This window comes from Bacillus sp. FH, assembly GCF_052216825.1.
GTDB classification, from domain to species: domain Bacteria; phylum Bacillota; class Bacilli; order Bacillales; family Bacillaceae_G; genus Bacillus_A; species Bacillus_A paranthracis.
This window is the reverse complement of record NZ_JBQOUU010000001.1, coordinates 279200-296377: the sequence shown is the minus strand read 5'-3', so window position 1 is coordinate 296377 and position 17178 is coordinate 279200. Positions and strand designations below refer to the sequence as shown.

Genomic DNA, 17178 nt, shown 5'->3' with positions numbered 1-17178 from the left:
ACGATGAGAATAAAAAGTGCGTTCATAGCATTAAAAAAGAGGTTTCTATTTTCCGTACTTCTTCTAATACAGATTACATTTGGATTAGCAACTATAACGAGTTCAATTAATGTGTTTTATAATTTAAACTACCTAAACGATAAATCCAGCTCGGTATTAAATGGGGATAAAACATATTTAGTTACTTTTGAAATGACGACAGATAGATTACAAAGCAATCAATTTAATAAAGAGAAAATTCAAGCGGTTTATAATACAATTCATCAAAATAAAGATGTGATTTCGTATGGTACATACGAGGAGCGAGTTATTGAAATAGAGTCAAGTAATAGACCATTTCAAAACAGTATGATTACGGATTTGAAACATAAAACGTTTCACGACGAAAGACCTACTATTAAAACAATTTTTGTAGATGAAAATTACTATAAAATGTTACATTTACCTTTAAAACCTGAAGAAGGTTTCTCCTATGATGACTTTCAAAAAAATAGTGAAGAAAAAACAAAAGTTTTAATGGGTTCTTACTTTAAGAAATATTTTCAAGTTGGGGATACAATTAATAATCAATATACAATTACAGGGTTTTTGCCAGAAAATAAATTTATCGTAAATAATAATACGACGAACACATATTTGAAGTTGGATTACGCAATGATAATGCCTATGTCATTTGATAGATTTGAAAAATATGAAGCAATGTTTTTAAGACTGCATCAAAGTACAGTTTTATATTTACAAAAAGGTGCAGATGTAAAGAAACTAGAAGAATCAATTCAACTTAAAGGAAACGGCGGTACGTTTCATTTGAAAAGTTTAGGTGATGAAATAAATGAAGATGTTACTCTTAACGGCTATTCTGAAATACCTCAACTTATAGTAGGAATCTTATTCATTGTATTCTCGATTGTCGGAATTGTAGTAACGACCATTGTTTCTATCTTGATGAGAAAGCGGGAATTTGGTATAAAAATAGCTTTTGGCGAAAGTAAATTTGGTATGTTTATTCAAATTGTTTTAGAGAACATTATTGTAGCAATAACTGGCTTAGGAATGTCAATAGCTTACTTTTCATGGAGGTATGGGGTTCTATTACAAATGTCGAAGGATTTAAAGGAAGCAACGGTATTAGACTTTAAATTGGATATGCCTATATTGTTTTTAGTATTTCTTTTCTTATTATTGATTATCATTGTCTCGAATGTAACTGTCTTCTTGTTTATTAGAAAGCTTGAACCGAAAACATTAATAGGTGGGATGGAATAATGGGGTTAATTGAACTAAAAGATATTAAGAAGGTGTATAGTAATAAGAATCACAATACGTTCGCGTTAAACGGTATAAATTTAACGATATATAAGGGCGAAATTATAGCGGTAATGGGGCGATCAGGCTCAGGGAAGAGTACATTACTAAATGTTATCGGGTTAATTGATATGCCAAATGAGGGTGAATATACGTTAAATGGAAAATCATTAACTGAAATTAGAGCAAATAAAGTTCATAAAACAAGAAATGAAATGATCGGATTTATTTTTCAATATTTTGCATTGTTAAAAGAACATACTGTACTGGATAATGTAGTGCTACCACTCACATATAGAAAGCTAAAGCAACGAGAAAGAGAAAATAAGGCGAAGTTCTATTTAGAAAAAGTAGGTTTAAAAGAACATATGTATAAAACACCCGACGAGCTATCAGGTGGACAACAGCAGCGCGTCGCAATTGCAAGAGCGTTAGTAGGTGAACCAGAATTAATATTGGCAGATGAACCGACCGGAAATTTAGATAGAAAAACAGGAGAAGAAATTATGAATTTGCTATTACAATTGAATGAAGAAGGACGAACAATTATTATTGTAACGCATGATATGGAAGTAGCGAATAAGTGTAATAGAATTATTGAGTTAGTTGATGGGGAAATTGTGCAGAGTTAACAATTAAACTAAGATACATCAAAAAAATTGCTTTTTATTTAAGAATCCATGTTGATTGATTTTTCAAAATGGATTCTATTTTTGTTTCTAGAATTAAAGTTAAATAACAAATCCACCGTAACTTTTTACGACTGAAATTCGTTTAACAAAAGAAAGGATTTTTCAATGATGAATGGGGGAGAACCATGAAAATTTTAATACTAGGTGGTACACGTTTTTTAGGGAGAGCTTTTGTAGAAGAGGCTTTACAGAGAGGGCATGAAGTTACATCATTTAACCGCGGAACAAACAAAGAAATTTTTCCTGAAGTGGAGCAGCTTATCGGTGACAGAAATGGTGATGTATCAAGTTTAGAAAATCGTAAATGGGACGTTGTCATAGATACATGTGGATTTTCTCCACATCACATAAGAAATGTTGGAGAAGTACTTAAAGATAATATTGAACACTATATATTCATCTCAAGCCTTTCCGTATATAAAGATTGGATTCCGCATCATATAAAAGAAGACTATATATTACAACCTGAACCGACGGGTGAGCAAATAAAGGCTGTAGAAAATGGTGAAATATCTCCTTATGAGTATTACGGTGCGCTGAAAGTATTATGTGAAAAAGAAGCAGAGAAGTATTGGCCTCGGCGTGTTTTACACGTAAGAGCAGGACTTCTTTCAGGAATGTTTGATTATACAGATCGGCTTCCATATTGGATTGAGCGTGTAGCAAAAGGAGATAAGGTGTTAGTTCCAGGAAGAAAAGACCGTCCAGTGCAGATAGTTGATATAAAAGACGTCGCAAATTGGGGACTAAACATGGCAGAAAACAAAAATGCAGGTATATTCAATGTAACAGGTCCAAATTATGATTTGACGATGGAAGAACTATTAAATACGTGTAAAAAGATTACGTATAGTGATGCTGAATTCGTTTGGGTAGACGAATCGTTTATGAGTGAACATAATGTGCAGCCTTGGACAGAGATGCCTTTATGGATTCCAGAAACTTTTTCATTAGAAGGTGAAACGAAGCCGTGGAAAGGTGGTTTTTCTATTAGTATAGATAGTGCTGTGAAAGAAGGGCTTACTTTTAAAAGGTTAGAACATACAGTTACAGACGTGTATGAGTGGATGAAGAGTGTGGACGAATGGGAATTAAAAGCAGGTATTTCAGGCGAGAGGGAGAAAGAGTTGTTAGAAAAGTGGTATCAATAAATTTAGATGAGCTCTTTGAATATACTTGATTGCACATAAGGAGGAGAAAAGGTGATGTGGAAAAACACCATTCACAGTATCTCACCAAACTTAAGTTTGAAACAACCAGCTATGACGGATGAACTAACTGATATACAAAACTGTTTACATGTGGAGTTGCCGAATGATTTACATCAATTATTACAGGAAACAAACGGTGTAGAAGGTGAATACGGGGACTTTATATGGTCTGCTTCAAAAATTAAAACTGAAAATATAAATATGAGAAATATAGTTGATTTCAAGGATTTATATATGCCTTTTGACTGTTTATTATTTTTTGCTGATGGCGGAAATGGTGATTTGTTTGGTTATTCTATTTTGAACGGAATCGTGCAAAGAGATGATATATATGTATGGAATCATGAAAATGATAGCAGAACGTGGGTTGCGCCTTCTTTAAAGATTTTTATGGTGTGGTGGGAGAGTGGAAAGATAACAATTTAAACATAGTATCAAGAAAAAACGCCTTGTTAATAAAGAAACAAGGCGTTTTTCGTATATAAATCTACCACTCAATCGGTTTTTCTCCATACATTTCCCATAGCATAGGAAACATCTTTTTCAATCCTTCCTCGTCATCTTCATACCAGTCTAACTTGATATCAACTTCCTCAGAATGTTCTTCTGTTTCAAACTCTTTTGCTTTCACAATACCAACTGTGCCAATTTCTCCGTAAAACACAACGTAGTCTTTATACCGCATTAGATAGCAGTAAGACATCCACCTCAAAATCGAGCAAATACGAGGAAGACCCGTAAAAATAAGTTGTATGAATTACATTTATTATTAGATTGTGTTTGCGACTATATTTTGGAAATTTTCTGTTGATTTACAATGTACGATAGTACATATTGTATATAAAGTATATATACAATATTTTTAAAAAGAGGTATTTGCATGCAAATCACTATTACGAACACTTCAAAGGAACCTATTTATGAACAAATTAGTGCCCAAATAAAAAAGCTTATTTTACTAGGTGATTTAAAACAAGGAGATGCTCTTCCTTCAATGCGTCAGTTAGCAAAAGATTTACGAGTAAGTATTATTACAACGAAAAGAGCATATGAAGAACTGGAAAAAGACGGTTTTATTAATTCAATTGTCGGAAGAGGGTCCTTTGTAGCAGAACAAAACATTGAAACTATGAAAGAAGAAAAATTAAAAACAGTTGAAGAAAAGTTATGTGAAGCGATTCAAAATGCTAAGCAAATGGATGTTTCTTTAAATGAGCTAAAAGAAATGCTTACAATTTTATACGAGGAGGAAAACTCTTGGAAAACGTAATAGAACTTCAAAATGTCAGTAAATCTTTTAAAGGGTTTCAAATAAACAATTTTTCGATGGAAGTAAAAAAAGGATTTGTTACGGGTTTTATTGGAGGAAATGGATCAGGTAAATCTACAACAATTAAAATGATTATGAATCTAATAAACCCGGATAGTGGAAACGTCTCCTTATTTGGCATGAACTATTCGACTGATGCGAAACGAATTAAAGAAAGAATTGGCTTCGTTTATGACGATAATGTGTTTTATGATGAACTCACATTAAAGGAAATTACTAAAATTATTGCACCTGCTTATAAAAAATGGGATTTTAACCAATTTACATATTATAAAGAGCTGTTCGAATTACCATTAAACAAAAAAATGAAAACATTCTCCAAAGGAATGAAAATGAAAGCCTCTCTCGCAATTGCCCTTTCACATCATGCTGAACTAATTATTATGGATGAACCTACATCTGGACTTGATCCTGTATTCAGAAGAGAATTATTGGATGTTCTACAAAATATTATGCAGGATGGAGAGAAAACTATCTTTTTCTCATCACATATTACAACGGATTTAGACCGCATTGCCGATTATATTACATTTATTCAAAATGGGAAGCATATTTTCACAAAAGATATTTATGCCATTGCAGAGGATTATGTTTTAGTCAAAGGACCACTAGATTTGTTAAAGTTTGATACTGAGCGTGAATTTATTTCTGTACGTAAGGCAAATACAGGTTTCGAGGGATTGATTGAAAATGCACATTCTATCGAAAATTTATTTGATAAGGATGTGGTGATTGAAAAACCGAGTTTAGAGGATATTATGTATTTCATGAAAAAGGGGGATTCAAGATGCTTAATTTAATTAAAAAGGATTTGATTTTACAAAAAACTTTCTTGCCTGCTTATCTCTTATTTCTAGTTACCTATTTGTGGGCCGGCATGGATGTAGCATATGTCATAATCATTTGTAGTGCCGTTTTTGTAATTAACACATATCAATCTGATGATAAAGATAATGCTAATATTTTAGTAAACTCATTACCGTATACTAGGAAGGAAATTATAAGTTCAAAATACGTTGGAACTTTACTTTTTACAATAGTAATCATCCCATTTTGTTTAGTTGGAAAATGTTTCATTTTAGACAGCATGGAATTTCAACTTTCCATAGAAAGTTACATACTAGGCTTCTTGGCAGTCATGCTGATAACAGCATTTTACATCCCATTTTTTGTTGCATTTAAAGTGAAAACACTTGTACCAGTTTTTATATTTTTATCTATTGGAGTTATATATTTAATGAAAAATACTCCATATTTATTAAATAAATATGCTAATGGCGTACTGACCTTTTTAAAAGAGATTTCAGATTTGAAATTATTTCTTTTATTTGCTGTCATAGCAGTGGGGTGCTATGGGGTTTCATGGATATTATCTATTCGTATCTATCAGAACAAGGCTCTTTAATAGCAAGTTCTAAAAGGAGGATGGTTTAAATGAAATTAAAAAAAGAGCGTCCTAGTCGAATACGAAATTGGCTGAAAACTATTGGAGCATTTTTCGTTATGCAACTAATTTTTATCATCCTTGACATGAATTCGTGGATACCGAACTTCAAGGAAGGAGGAGTTGGGGATCGTCTCGTTAATTCAGAGTTCTTTACGGAATGGTTCGCTCCTTATAAAACAAAGCAATTTAATGTACTAACGGCAGTTATGGCTATTTTATTATTCCTAAATGTAGTAACAAGTGCAATAAAAGACGCTTTTTCTAGAAAAAGAATTAATTAGCACATAAGTTGACCTTGCGTCTTTTTAATAATGTCTTAACTATATTTAAAAACAACAGGAAAAAGATAAAAACTCCACTTATTGATGTTTCACTTTATCTTTTACAATGATTTCTTGAAAATTATTTGATTCTTCAATTTTGTATATTGATAGAGATAGATGCATTCGTCCCCCCATACTGCTTCCAAAGTGTGCGCAGTAATTGTGACATATGTATTTATACTTGTGATGACAAATGATGTGTATAATTTTTGGAAAGTTCGAAAATTATTGAACGAACTAGAAAAATTTAGTAATCTTATTTGTACGATACATACATAATAGTTTTATAGCGATTTTTAAATGAAGTATAGGGGACAATCGTTGTGGATCTTACGTTCAAAGTTGAGAAAACATGTTTTAACTACCGCGGCGGAGCAATTTGTAAACATGATAATAAAATACTTATTCTGCAAGGTGACAGTGAAGATTTTTGGTACGTACCAGGCGGTAGAGTGAAAATGCTAGAAAATAGAGAAGATGCATTAAAACGAGAGCTTGCGGAAGAGATAGGTGTTCCTATTAAAAGGAAAAGATTAATATGGTCAGTAGAAAATTTCTTTACACTTTCTGAGCGAAAGTTTCATGAGATTAGTTTTTATTATGAAGTAGAGCTACATGAATTACCTGCAAATGGAGCGGATCAATATATTTTGGAAGAAGAGGGTAGAACGTATTTGTTTAGATGGGTGCCAGTAGAAGAACTACATACATATAACTTACAGCCTGCATTTATAAAAGAGAAAGTAAAGGATGTATCAGTTCACACAGAACATATCGTACTACAAAAGTAAATGTATTCGGAGGGAGAAACGATGAAGGGGACTAAAAAAGAGGTACATATAAATGACAAAGTAATTCGTTACACACATATCGAAAAAGGTTCTAGTAAGGTTTGCTTTATGTTCTCAGGTTCAGGATATAATTACGATAAGCCGTTATTTTATTACGCGACGATGCTTATGCTTGAACATAAAATTGATGTTGTACATATTCATTACTCTTACGATGAACAGGTAATGAATAAACCAATAGAAGAACTAACGAAAGTAATGATGGATGATATTAATCCCGTAATAAATGAAGTGTTGAAAAATGAACAATACAGCAAATCGATGTTTTTAGGGAAGTCACTCGGAACAATTCCGATTGCGAATGATTTAATGAAGAGAGAAGAATTCACGCAGTCAAAAATGATAGTGCTTACACCTTTACTAACTTTTGAATCTATTTTTGATTCTATTTTACATAGTAGTCACGAAGGGCTTTTAGTTATTGGGGATAAAGATCATCAATATAATGCAGATCAAGTTAAGCAGTTATATAAAACGAATTTAACGATTGATGTTATCAAAAATGCAAATCATTCTGTAAATGTTGGGGAATTTGAAACAGAGAATTCAATTGAAGCGATAGCGAAAATAATAGAAAAGCTTAAAGAAATTGTTAGGGAAAACTAACTTATCAATACATGCAAAAAGAGGTGCGAATTGCACCTCTTTTATTTTAATAAGCCTTCAACACATGAAGCAAATAATCTTTCCGGTTCAGCGGATTATAATCAACACGTTTTCGAGTAGGGAAGGGAGGTTTCAGTTTTGTGAAACCAAGCTGGCTTCGTTGTAAATATGCCTTCTCCTTCAGTGAATGAATGAAGCATTCGCTGAAAATTCTCTGTTTTCGCAACAGGTAACGATCCTGTTAAATGGTATGAGTCATTATTGAATATCGGCTCGCTAAAAGTTGCTGGAATAGCAGCGAGCTTATACATTGCGGTACTAATTGCCTGCTCCGGTACAGTTAATTCAAACGCATTAACTGGTTCATATACATATGTTTCAGCTTTCTTTAAAGCATCCATTAGTACGAGTGGTGTTAAGTTTCTAAAATCACTCGCTGTTGTAACAGGGCTTGCATAACCAGTATGTGTTAACGTGACAGAAATGTCCGTAACGTCCCATCCGTACAAACCTTGTTTTAACGTTTGAAATACAGTATCTTCAATCGCTTTATGAAATGCTAATGGAAGTGATCCAAGTTCAACGCCTAACTTATATGTTATGCCAGAATTAAGTTCACCACGTTCGATTTTAAAGCCAATTGTTGCGTAAAATGGATTCGCTTTTTCGCCCATTACTTCAACGCTATTCCCTACACCTATTGGCTTCTCAATACAGACAACTCGCGTATTTGAGAAAGTCACCCGCAAATTATATTTCTCATAAAGTGTTGTTTCAATTACTTCTTTTTGGACCTCACCGAAGAGGCGAATATATAGTTCATGATGAATATTATCTTTCCACACTTTAATGAGCGGATCTTCTTCACATAGTTCCATAAGTGCAGCGTATAGATCATGAATTCGTTCTTTTGGTAATACTTCAATAGCAGCTTCCATTTGTGGTTCGGCAAAGTGAATATCTTTTATATAATCCGTTCGTTCACCGATAATATCACCAATTTTAATATCACTCAGTCCCCATATTTTACAAAATTCACCGCTAGGAACGGTAGATGTTTGAACGGCATTTCCGTTATGAAACATGCACATTTTTTTTATCTTTTCCTTATGAGGTAGGGACTCACCACGCTGTATATCCACATATTTTCTAACGTGTAAGCTACCAGAAAAAACTCTTATATAAGCAATTTTTTCTCCAGAAGATTCACGTTCAATTTTAAAAACAATACCGGACAATTCTTCATCTTGAGACGGATTATTAGCTGGAAGTAAGGATGGAATATTTTCAAGTAGTTCAGATACTCCTATACCCGTCATTGCGGAACCGAAGAAAATCGGATACACATTTGCTTGTGCTATTTGTTCAATGAGTTCTTCTCTTAACATTGTGTCCGTTACGATTTCGTTATTTACATATGACTCAAGTAACGATTCATTATATGGTGCTAATCGTTCTATACAATCATCATATGATTTATATTCAATAATACGAGCTTCCTTTGTTCCTTCGTTTAGGACAGAGTAAAAGGGGAATGCTTCATTTGAAAGAATCGTTTTTATTTGCTTTACAACTTTTTCACTATTTGCACCACGACGATCAATTTTATTTACAAATAAAATAGTCGGTATGTTTAGTTTCTGTAACGTTCGCATTAAAATCTTCGTTTGTGCTTGCACACCTTCAACGGCAGAAATAACTAAAATCGCACCGTCTAAAACGCGGAATGATCGCTCCACTTCAGCGATAAAATCAGCGTGTCCCGGTGTATCGATGACATTTACTTTTAAGTCATCAATAAGGAAAGAAACGACGGATGCTTTAATCGTAATTCCGCGCTGCCTTTCTAATTCCATTGAGTCTGTTTGCGTACTTCCGCCATCAACTCGGCCAATTTCTTTAATCACATTCGTTTCATAAAGAATACGCTCAGTCAAACTCGTCTTGCCAGCGTCTACGTGCGCGACAATCCCTATATTTATTGTTGTCATATATCAATATCCTCATTTCATTTTCCATTTTCATATCCTCATTTCCATTTGTGTATTGCCGCATTACACTCACTCTCCAGTCAATTAAATTATTACTATTATAGTGCAATTAACATTATTTGTAACGCGATAAAGCGCCTTAATTTGGAAAAAATAAAATAAAAACAAAATGCTTGCATTCTAAATCGATATAGATTATATTAATTGACATATCAACTATTGATACATCAAATGTTTTTATTTTGATTGTAAAGGAGGGGTAATGTGACAAGTTCATGCTCAAAAGAAGCGATTATTTTATATAAATTACACTTTCTAAATAAAGAAGTAAGTTCGAAATTTGAAGGGTGTACGGGTATGAGCCAGTCTCGATTAGAGCTTATACTTCAGTTATTTGAAGTAGGTGAAATTAGTCAAAAAGCACTTCAGCAAGAAGTGAACATTGATAATGCTGCGATAACGAGGCATTTAAAACAACTAGAAGCAAACGGAATGATTGTAAGACGTAAAAATCCAGACGATAACAGAATTACGTTAGTTTCTCTTACTGAAGAGGGACGAAATAAAATTCAGGCGTTTCAAGAGGAAAAAGAACGTTTTGCAGCATCTGCATTTAAAGGATTAAGTGAGGAAGAACGCGATAATCTTTTAAATATGTTAATTCACATTCAAGAAAATATAAAAGAACTTTAAAAAAGGGAGAATACAGCTATGACTAACTCAGTAAAAACAAATGATTTTAACGAAATTTTAACAGGACGTCGTTCAATTCGTAAGTACGACCCTTCAGTGAAAATTAGCAAAGAAGAAATGACAGAAATTCTTACAGAAGCAACACTTGCACCATCTTCAGTAAATATGCAACCATGGAGATTCGTAGTGATTGAAAGTGACGAAGCGAAAGCAACACTTGCGCCACTTGCGAAATTCAATCAATCTCAAGTAGAAACATCTTCAGCAATGATCGCTTTATTTGGTGATTTAAACAACTTTGATAACGCAGAAGAAATTTACGGTACAGCAGTAGAGCGCGGTTTCATGCCAGCAGAAGTAAAAGAAGACCAGATGAAAAAACTTTCAGCTTACTTCTCAATGGTTACACCAGAAGTAATGAAAGATACTGTACTTATTGATGGTGGTCTTGTAGCAATGCAATTTATGCTAGCAGCTCGTGCTCACGGTTATGATACTTGTCCAATTGGTGGTTTTGAAAAAGACCAAATCGCTGAAGCGTTCGGATTAGATAAAGAACGTTACGTACCAGTTATGTTAATTTCAGTCGGAAAAGCGGCTGACAGTGGTTACCAATCAGTACGTCTTCCAATTGAAAAAGTTGCAGAGTGGAAGTAATTTTAAAGAAATAAGTGAAATATGAGAGGGGAAACACCATGATTATTATTCACGCAATATTTCAAGTAGATCCAGCGAAACAACAATCATTTTTAGAAGAAATTCATCCGCTAATTCATAGTTCAAGAGAAGAAAGTGGAAATGTGTCTTATGATTTATATAAAGATACAGAAAAAGAAAATGTGTATACGATGGTAGAAGTATGGAAAGATGAAGTAGCGGTTGCGAGTCATAATACGAGTGAACACTTCACATCTTTCGTTAGCAAAGCAAAACAGTATTTAACTGCTCCTCTTGATATAAAAGCTTATAATGGAGAGTTAGTGAAATAATAAGGTAGAAAAAGATGACTTTAGCGAATGGCTGAGGTCATCTTTTTTTTGTATAAGTAGAATCCACTTTGGATCCAGTTATATTGATAGGTAAGTGTTGCTCGTATCCTCAGGAACAGCGGTTAATTGTTTATTAAATTCGAACATTCGGTTTATTAGAATATTTTTCCATGGTATAATTTTCTTGAAAATATAAGGTAGAGGGGAGTAAGTGATGGGAGAATTTCAAAGTAATTTGCATAGAGCAACGCAACTTGCAACGAAAATGAGAAATGCTTCAGATAGAATGCAAAGTGCTACTAGTCGCTCTATAAATAAGGCAACGCGTACGACACTATCTGTGAACTTCAAAGCACAAGAAGCAAATCAACAAAATTTACAGATCACGAAACAATTTTGCGTTGCTTTTCAACAAACAATTGATAATATCCATTCCGTAGCAAATGAATTTGAGGAAATGGATACAGGACTTCAAAAGACTTTTCAATAATGTAACAACCTACGTAAAGGGGAAAAGGTAGGGAGAAAAGATGAGTCAAGAAATTGAAACGAGAATCAGTCAATGTAATCAAAAATTACGAATTATATTTGAAGAACAAAATGAAAACCGAATCGCGCTGCAAAATCAAGAACGAGCTGAGGTTAGTTTTCATGAATGGAAAAATAGAAATAATCGTTTATTTAACCGAATACTAGAAACTTGGTATGGTGACAAAGATGCATTTCACCTTTTTACGAATATGCGGCAAGAGATCGGACAGTATGAAAGAAAACTTACATTCGAATTAGAAAACGAAAAAGAGACGTTGCTTAAAGAAAAACGGCATCTCAGTGAGAAAGAAAACGACCTTTCCTATGAACAGCAGCAACTACAAAGGGAGGTCAATACATGAGTTTAAACATGTATTTGGGAGAAGTACAAAGTCAAACTCAAAGTATGAACGCTATATGTAATGCTACGATTCAAAGTATGGAACAAGCCATTCAATCTATTGATGCCTTTGCGATAGATACAGTATTACAAGGACAAACATACAGTAGTGCAAAAGCCTACCTTGTCCAAACATTTCGGCCATTAGCGCAAGGGATTATATGCTTATGTGAAGAATTAATTCGCCAAAACGAAGCATTCCCAAACGATTTCCAAGCAAAAGTTGCTTCAACAGATGTTATCGAACATGAAATAAGACAACAAATACAAGAAATCAATCAATCCATTGCAAGTATAGAAGCAATCGAAGTACTTACACCAATGCCTGGAGTAGACGCAATTATTGCAGTCTTAATTGCAATGAGAAAAAAACTAGAAGAAAAACTAGAGCGTCTATATGAATTCAATCATTCATCCAGCAACAACTACAGCACCGCCCTCCAATTAGCAGCTAGCATCACAGCCGGACTCGCTGAAGTGCAAAGCGGGAAAGGATTTAGTCCTGTGAGTGGTACGTTTAGTACACAACGGTTGAATATGGATTGGGTGAGTTCGATTCAGGGGATTATAGAAGAAACAGCTCGAAAAAACGAGATGAAAGAAATTACTTTGCAAAAACAAGAAATGAACTTACAAGAGCAGGAAGATAATAGATCATGGCATGAAAAAACAGCCATTTATGCGCAAACATTTTTGCATGGAGTTATCGAATTTTTTCAAGGTGCTGGTGATGCAGCCCTAGAAAACTTTGTTGGACTACAACCGCATGAGAATGATAAATTAGAAAGTAAGACAACTTACCAAGCTGGAAGGTTGGCTGGAAATGTTATATCAATAGCCGGGTCCATTGTAGAAATATTTGAAGGTATTTCGCTCATAGGCGGATCTAATTTCTTAACTATCGTCGCAGAAGTAGGAACTGGTGGGTTAGCATCACCAATTGTTATTCCATTAGATATAGCAGCAACAGCTGCTGGGGCTAGTCTTTTTGCACATGGTGGATTTGTTTGGAATAAATCGATTCAAAATACTAAGGATACTATTCAAAAAATCCAGTCTTCTGGTGGAGGTAAGGGTGCGAGTAATCGAATACCTTCTTATGGAAAAGATTCTGTACCTAAAGGTCCATACCGTGAAGTAAATGGTTATCCAATAAAAGTGAAAGCAGGAGCTCAAGAAAAGCATATTCCTGATACACCGAACTATAAACAAGAATTAGCAAATGGAAAAAATAAGAGCATTTTCTATGGCGATAATAAAATAGCGCAAGAATTGCTTGATAAGTTTGCCGGAAAAGGAACCACTGTTACCAAAAATAAAGAAAGAGTGGACTTTGGTAAACCAATAGGTAAATACTATGACACTGTGACCGGACAATATATAGAGACTAATAGAGGAATGATACATTATGGAAAAGATGGTGCCCATATAGTACCAGCAAAACCATCAGAATAAAATTAAGAAAGAGGATGTCTATGGAAGCAGATTCTTTATTTAAAACATTAACAGAGCATGAAGGTGTAGAAATCATATTAGAGTGGAACAGTGGGTTGAGAATTATAGGCAAAACAGACACATTTTATGAGACAGACAATGGATTAGATGATGATGACCCCGCATACGCAGAATATTATGCAACAGCATTTCAAGTAAATCATATTTTATCTCAACCTTCTACTAACGAAGGTATTGTATATAATTGGTTGAAACAAGAAAAAAGTTCATTGGTTGAAATTTCTCTCTATGATGATCCACCAAGTGCAGTGTTTTTAACTGACGGAAAAAGAGTATGGGAAAGAGAAATGTGTAAATAATAGGTGGTATTTAAAATGTTACCTTGATTGGCATATATGCCAATCAAGGTTTTTTCTATGTTTTTACACCTGTAAAGGGTGTTCATCGATGGTATAAAATTGGCTATAAGAAAAAGAGACGGATGAGAGTATGAGTGTACTTAGGATATCTAATAAGAAATCTCAATGCGGATTTTGTGAAAAAACAATGAGAAGAACTTAGGGGATTATAGAAGAACAAGCTCGTCAAACCGAGATGAAACAAATTACTTTGCAAAAACAACAATTTAACTTGCAAGAGTAGGAAGACAATAGATCATGGCATGAAAAAACAGCCATTTATGCGCAAACATTTTTGCATGGAGTTATCGAATTTTTTCAAGGTGCTGGTGATGCAGCCCTAGAAAACTTTGTTGGACTACAACCGCATGAGAATGATAAATTAGAAAGTAAGACAACTTACCAAGCTGGAAGGTTGGCTGGAAATGTTATATCAATAGCCGGGTCCATTGTAGAAATATTTGAAGGTATTTCGCTCATAGGCGGATCTAATTTCTTAACTATCGTCGCAGAAGTAGGAACTGGTGGGTTAGCATCACCAATTGTTATTCCATTAGATATAGCAGCAACAGCTGCTGGGGCTAGTCTTTTTGCACATGGTGGATTTGTTTGGAATAAATCGATTCAAAATACTAAGGATACTATTCAAAAAATCCAGTCTTCTGGTGGAGGTAAGGGTGCGAGTAATCGAATACCTTCTTATGGAAAAGATTCTGTACCTAAAGGTCCATACCGTGAAGTAAATGGTTATCCAATAAAAGTGAAAGCAGGAGCTCAAGAAAAGCATATTCCTGATACACCGAACTATAAACAAGAATTAGCAAATGGAAAAAATAAGAGTATTTTCTATGGTGATAATAAAATAGTGCAAGAATTGCTTGATAAGTTCGCCGGGAAAGGTGAACTATTAAAAAACGGTAGAGAAAGAGTAGACTTTGGTGAGCCAATAGGAAAATATTATGACCGCAATACTGGTGAATACCATGAGACTACTAAAGGGTTGATCCATTATGGAAAAGATGGCGCTCATATAGTACCATCAAGACCATAAAAATCATAAGAAAAGAGGATGCAAATGGGGTACGATTCTTTAATTGGAACATTAATAAATTATGAACATAGTGACATGATACTAGAATGGAAAAGTGGATTGAGGATTATTGGAGAACTAGATACAGTTTTTGAAACAGACAATGGACTAGATGAGGATGATATAAATTATACAGAATATGATGCAGCTGTATTTAGAGTAAATAATATTTTATCTCGACCTAATACAAACGAAGGTACTGTATATAATTGGTTAAAACAAGAAAAAAGTTCATTGGTTGAAATTTCTCTCTATGATGATCCACCAAGTGCAGTATTTTTAACTGACGGAAAAAGAGTATGGGAAAGAGAAATATGTAAATAATAGGTGGTATTTAAAATGAGACCTTGATTGGCATATATACCAATCAAGGTTTTTTTCTATGTTTTTACACCTGTAAAGGGTGTTCATCAGTGGTACGAAATTGGTTACAAGAAAAAGAGACGGATGAGAGTATGAGTGTACTTAGGATATCTAATAAGAAATCTCAATGCCGTTTTTGTGAAAAAACATGGATTGAATGCAATGAAAGAAATATTCTTGAATATGGCAAGGCAGAAGGACCTACACCTGAACAACTTTATAAAAAGTATGGTTCATGGGAAAATGTGATATATGGCAGTTTAAAAACAAATCCAGCAATGGATGTTATAGTATGGGAGGAAAATAATTATGAAAGAAGAAAAAATACAAGGTAATATAAAGTGGATTACATACAATAATTTAAGATTTAGAATAGAGAAGGTTAATGATGATTCATCCGTAATTTGGGTTTCTGATAATTTTGTGAATTTACGTTTTACCTTAGTAATGAATGACTTTTTAAGTAAATGTGAGGATGGGTTGAATATAAATATCGAAATTGATTTTACTTGGAATAATCATAGAGGTTTGATTATAAAAAATCATGATATAAATCTAATTTTAGGAGAAATAATTAATTTTATTAGTGAATGGGAGTTAGAAGGAAATTCAAATGCTGATAATTTTTCTACGGAAGAGTGGTATTCAGCATAAGCTTACAGGGGATGCTAGCTTTCCATCATTCTTAGGAATTTAAAAATATGGAGGGAGATTTAATGTATGTTTAGGGGAGATTGAATGTGAATTAAACCTAAAGAGTTAGATAAATATTTTAAGCAACTAGTGAGGAATGAATTCTGTATAGTAAAGAATTCATTCTTTTTAAGTTTGTTTTAATTTACTTGTAATTATAGTAGTTAATATTTGAAGAGGCAATCACCTTAAGTCATAAAGAGACGAAAGCCTATACTCAAAGTAAGATTTCAAAGCTTTAGGAAGAAATTGGTTGAGTTAAAGGGGCTAAGGATGATATTTAGGGTGCGGCTAACGGTAAATCTAGCAGTAAAAAACACAACTGTAGATAAATTTGATGCAAAAACAGCTACAAATAAGCAAAAAGGTAATTATGGTGAAATAAAATCTAGTGACAATTTATTGAATAATCAAAGTTTAAAAGAAGCTGGATTTGATTTAAAGCCAGTCGGAAAAAGTGCACCATCAGGCATAAATGATAAAATAGTAAAAGGAATTGATGGATTATACGAAAATACAAATGCAGAGTCAAAGATCAAATACGTTATAGATGAAGCTAAATTTGGTAGTTCACAATTAGGAAAAACTAAAGATGGACGACAAATGTCAAATGATTGGTTGAAAGGTTCTGAAACTGGAAAAAGTAGAATATTAAAAGCTGTTGAGGGAGATGAAGTATTAGCTGAACAGATTACGAAAGCCTTGAAAAGAGGTAAAGTTGAAAGAGTATTATCAAAAGTTGATAGTAGTGGAAAGGTTAAAACATTTAAGATAGATGCAAAGGGTAACATCGTTGGAGAGTGGCCATAA

21 protein-coding genes and 3 pseudogenes are annotated in these 17178 nt (G+C 33.7%); 22 read left to right on the top strand and 2 right to left on the bottom strand.

The annotated features are described in order from the left end of the window. The first annotated feature begins 3 nt into the window (after positions 1 to 3). The 4 genes from ACTT1L_RS01635 to ACTT1L_RS01620 all read left to right on the top strand — a co-directional run bounded on the left by ACTT1L_RS01635 (position 4) and on the right by ACTT1L_RS01620 (position 3634). Positions 4 to 1266 carry an ABC transporter permease gene (locus ACTT1L_RS01635; RefSeq protein ID WP_071743076.1) on the top strand — a complete coding sequence of 421 codons (1263 nt, stop codon included), beginning with the start codon at positions 4 to 6 and terminating at the stop codon, positions 1264 to 1266. Continuing rightward, positions 1266 to 1937: an ABC transporter ATP-binding protein gene (locus ACTT1L_RS01630; protein WP_000522868.1), complete on the top strand. Its 672-nt coding sequence runs from the start codon at positions 1266 to 1268 to the stop codon at positions 1935 to 1937. The genes ACTT1L_RS01635 and ACTT1L_RS01630 overlap by 1 nt, the downstream gene beginning before the upstream one ends. A 185-nt stretch (positions 1938 to 2122) precedes the next feature. Continuing rightward, positions 2123 to 3148, top strand: a complete 1026-nt coding sequence (locus tag ACTT1L_RS01625; RefSeq protein ID WP_442821745.1) for an SDR family oxidoreductase — start codon at positions 2123 to 2125, stop codon at positions 3146 to 3148. Positions 3149 to 3202: 54 nt separating this feature from the next. Next, positions 3203 to 3634, top strand: coding sequence for an SMI1/KNR4 family protein (locus tag ACTT1L_RS01620; RefSeq protein ID WP_000265813.1), 432 nt, complete (start codon positions 3203 to 3205; stop codon positions 3632 to 3634). A gap of 61 nt (positions 3635 to 3695) precedes the next feature. On the opposite strand, the gene ACTT1L_RS01615 is transcribed toward ACTT1L_RS01620, so the two are convergent. Further along, positions 3696 to 3893, bottom strand: a complete 198-nt coding sequence (locus ACTT1L_RS01615; protein ID WP_061130390.1) for a hypothetical protein — start codon at positions 3891 to 3893, stop codon at positions 3696 to 3698. Between the two features lie 195 nt (positions 3894 to 4088). Here ACTT1L_RS01615 and ACTT1L_RS01610 point away from each other — a divergent pair, with 195 nt between their 5' ends. The 6 genes from ACTT1L_RS01610 (at position 4089) to ACTT1L_RS01585 (ending at position 7765) form a co-directional block, all read left to right on the top strand. After that, on the top strand, positions 4089 to 4478 hold the full coding sequence (locus ACTT1L_RS01610; RefSeq protein ID WP_001167463.1) for a GntR family transcriptional regulator: 390 nt from the start codon (positions 4089 to 4091) through the stop codon (positions 4476 to 4478). Beyond that, positions 4466 to 5338, top strand: a complete 873-nt coding sequence (locus ACTT1L_RS01605) for an ABC transporter ATP-binding protein (protein WP_000432461.1) — start codon at positions 4466 to 4468, stop codon at positions 5336 to 5338. Before ACTT1L_RS01610 ends, ACTT1L_RS01605 begins: the two co-directional genes overlap by 13 nt. Beyond that, positions 5326 to 5943: an ABC-2 transporter permease gene (locus ACTT1L_RS01600; protein WP_442821744.1), complete on the top strand. Its 618-nt coding sequence runs from the start codon at positions 5326 to 5328 to the stop codon at positions 5941 to 5943. The genes ACTT1L_RS01605 and ACTT1L_RS01600 overlap by 13 nt, the downstream gene beginning before the upstream one ends. A gap of 29 nt (positions 5944 to 5972) precedes the next feature. After that, positions 5973 to 6266: a YfzA family protein gene (locus tag ACTT1L_RS01595; RefSeq protein WP_000768433.1), complete on the top strand. Its 294-nt coding sequence runs from the start codon at positions 5973 to 5975 to the stop codon at positions 6264 to 6266. Positions 6267 to 6631: 365 nt separating this feature from the next. After that, entirely contained in the window at positions 6632 to 7099 is a 468-nt protein-coding gene (locus ACTT1L_RS01590) for an NUDIX hydrolase (RefSeq protein ID WP_000366261.1), read from the top strand. Positions 7100 to 7120: 21 nt separating this feature from the next. Then, positions 7121 to 7765: an alpha/beta family hydrolase gene (locus ACTT1L_RS01585; protein ID WP_000679148.1), complete on the top strand. Its 645-nt coding sequence runs from the start codon at positions 7121 to 7123 to the stop codon at positions 7763 to 7765. A gap of 46 nt (positions 7766 to 7811) precedes the next feature. Here the strand turns inward: ACTT1L_RS01585 and ACTT1L_RS01580 are convergent. Further along, a pseudogene (locus ACTT1L_RS01580) lies at positions 7812 to 9756 on the bottom strand (GTP-binding protein). A gap of 264 nt (positions 9757 to 10020) precedes the next feature. On the opposite strand from ACTT1L_RS01580, the gene ACTT1L_RS01575 reads away from it, so the two are divergent. From ACTT1L_RS01575 to ACTT1L_RS01520, 12 genes and pseudogenes are all read left to right on the top strand, one after another. Further along, entirely contained in the window at positions 10021 to 10449 is a 429-nt protein-coding gene (locus tag ACTT1L_RS01575; RefSeq protein ID WP_000204165.1) for a MarR family winged helix-turn-helix transcriptional regulator, read from the top strand. 18 nt (positions 10450 to 10467) lie between these two features. After that, entirely contained in the window at positions 10468 to 11106 is a 639-nt protein-coding gene (locus ACTT1L_RS01570; protein WP_000185385.1) for a nitroreductase family protein, read from the top strand. A gap of 38 nt (positions 11107 to 11144) precedes the next feature. Then, the gene (locus tag ACTT1L_RS01565; protein ID WP_000583810.1) at positions 11145 to 11438 is read left to right on the top strand and encodes a putative quinol monooxygenase; all 294 of its coding nucleotides are present in this window, start codon (positions 11145 to 11147) and stop codon (positions 11436 to 11438) included. A 214-nt stretch (positions 11439 to 11652) separates the two neighbouring features. After that, entirely contained in the window at positions 11653 to 11928 is a 276-nt protein-coding gene (locus ACTT1L_RS01560) for a TIGR04197 family type VII secretion effector (protein WP_442821743.1), read from the top strand. Positions 11929 to 11968: 40 nt separating this feature from the next. After that, positions 11969 to 12331, top strand: a complete 363-nt coding sequence (locus tag ACTT1L_RS01555) for a DUF3958 family protein (protein WP_061130393.1) — start codon at positions 11969 to 11971, stop codon at positions 12329 to 12331. Next, positions 12328 to 13824 (top strand): polymorphic toxin type 50 domain-containing protein, encoded by a 1497-nt coding sequence (locus ACTT1L_RS01550; RefSeq protein WP_442821742.1) that lies wholly within the window; start codon positions 12328 to 12330, stop codon positions 13822 to 13824. Before ACTT1L_RS01555 ends, ACTT1L_RS01550 begins: the two co-directional genes overlap by 4 nt. 20 nt (positions 13825 to 13844) lie before the next feature. Then, entirely contained in the window at positions 13845 to 14183 is a 339-nt protein-coding gene (locus ACTT1L_RS01545) for a hypothetical protein (RefSeq protein ID WP_071742912.1), read from the top strand. Positions 14184 to 14385: 202 nt separating this feature from the next. Beyond that, positions 14386 to 15273 (top strand): annotated as a pseudogene (locus tag ACTT1L_RS01540) (polymorphic toxin type 50 domain-containing protein); the annotation flags it as partial. Positions 15274 to 15297: 24 nt separating this feature from the next. Next, a complete protein-coding gene (locus ACTT1L_RS01535; RefSeq protein WP_061130397.1) occupies positions 15298 to 15636 on the top strand; it encodes a hypothetical protein in 339 nt (112 codons plus the stop codon). A gap of 89 nt (positions 15637 to 15725) precedes the next feature. After that, a complete protein-coding gene (locus tag ACTT1L_RS01530; protein WP_002025991.1) occupies positions 15726 to 16010 on the top strand; it encodes a hypothetical protein in 285 nt (94 codons plus the stop codon). Then, positions 15985 to 16329 (top strand): hypothetical protein, encoded by a 345-nt coding sequence (locus ACTT1L_RS01525; RefSeq protein WP_073531279.1) that lies wholly within the window; start codon positions 15985 to 15987, stop codon positions 16327 to 16329. Before ACTT1L_RS01530 ends, ACTT1L_RS01525 begins: the two co-directional genes overlap by 26 nt. A 332-nt stretch (positions 16330 to 16661) precedes the next feature. Beyond that, positions 16662 to 17178, top strand: a pseudogene (locus tag ACTT1L_RS01520) (hypothetical protein); the annotation flags it as partial.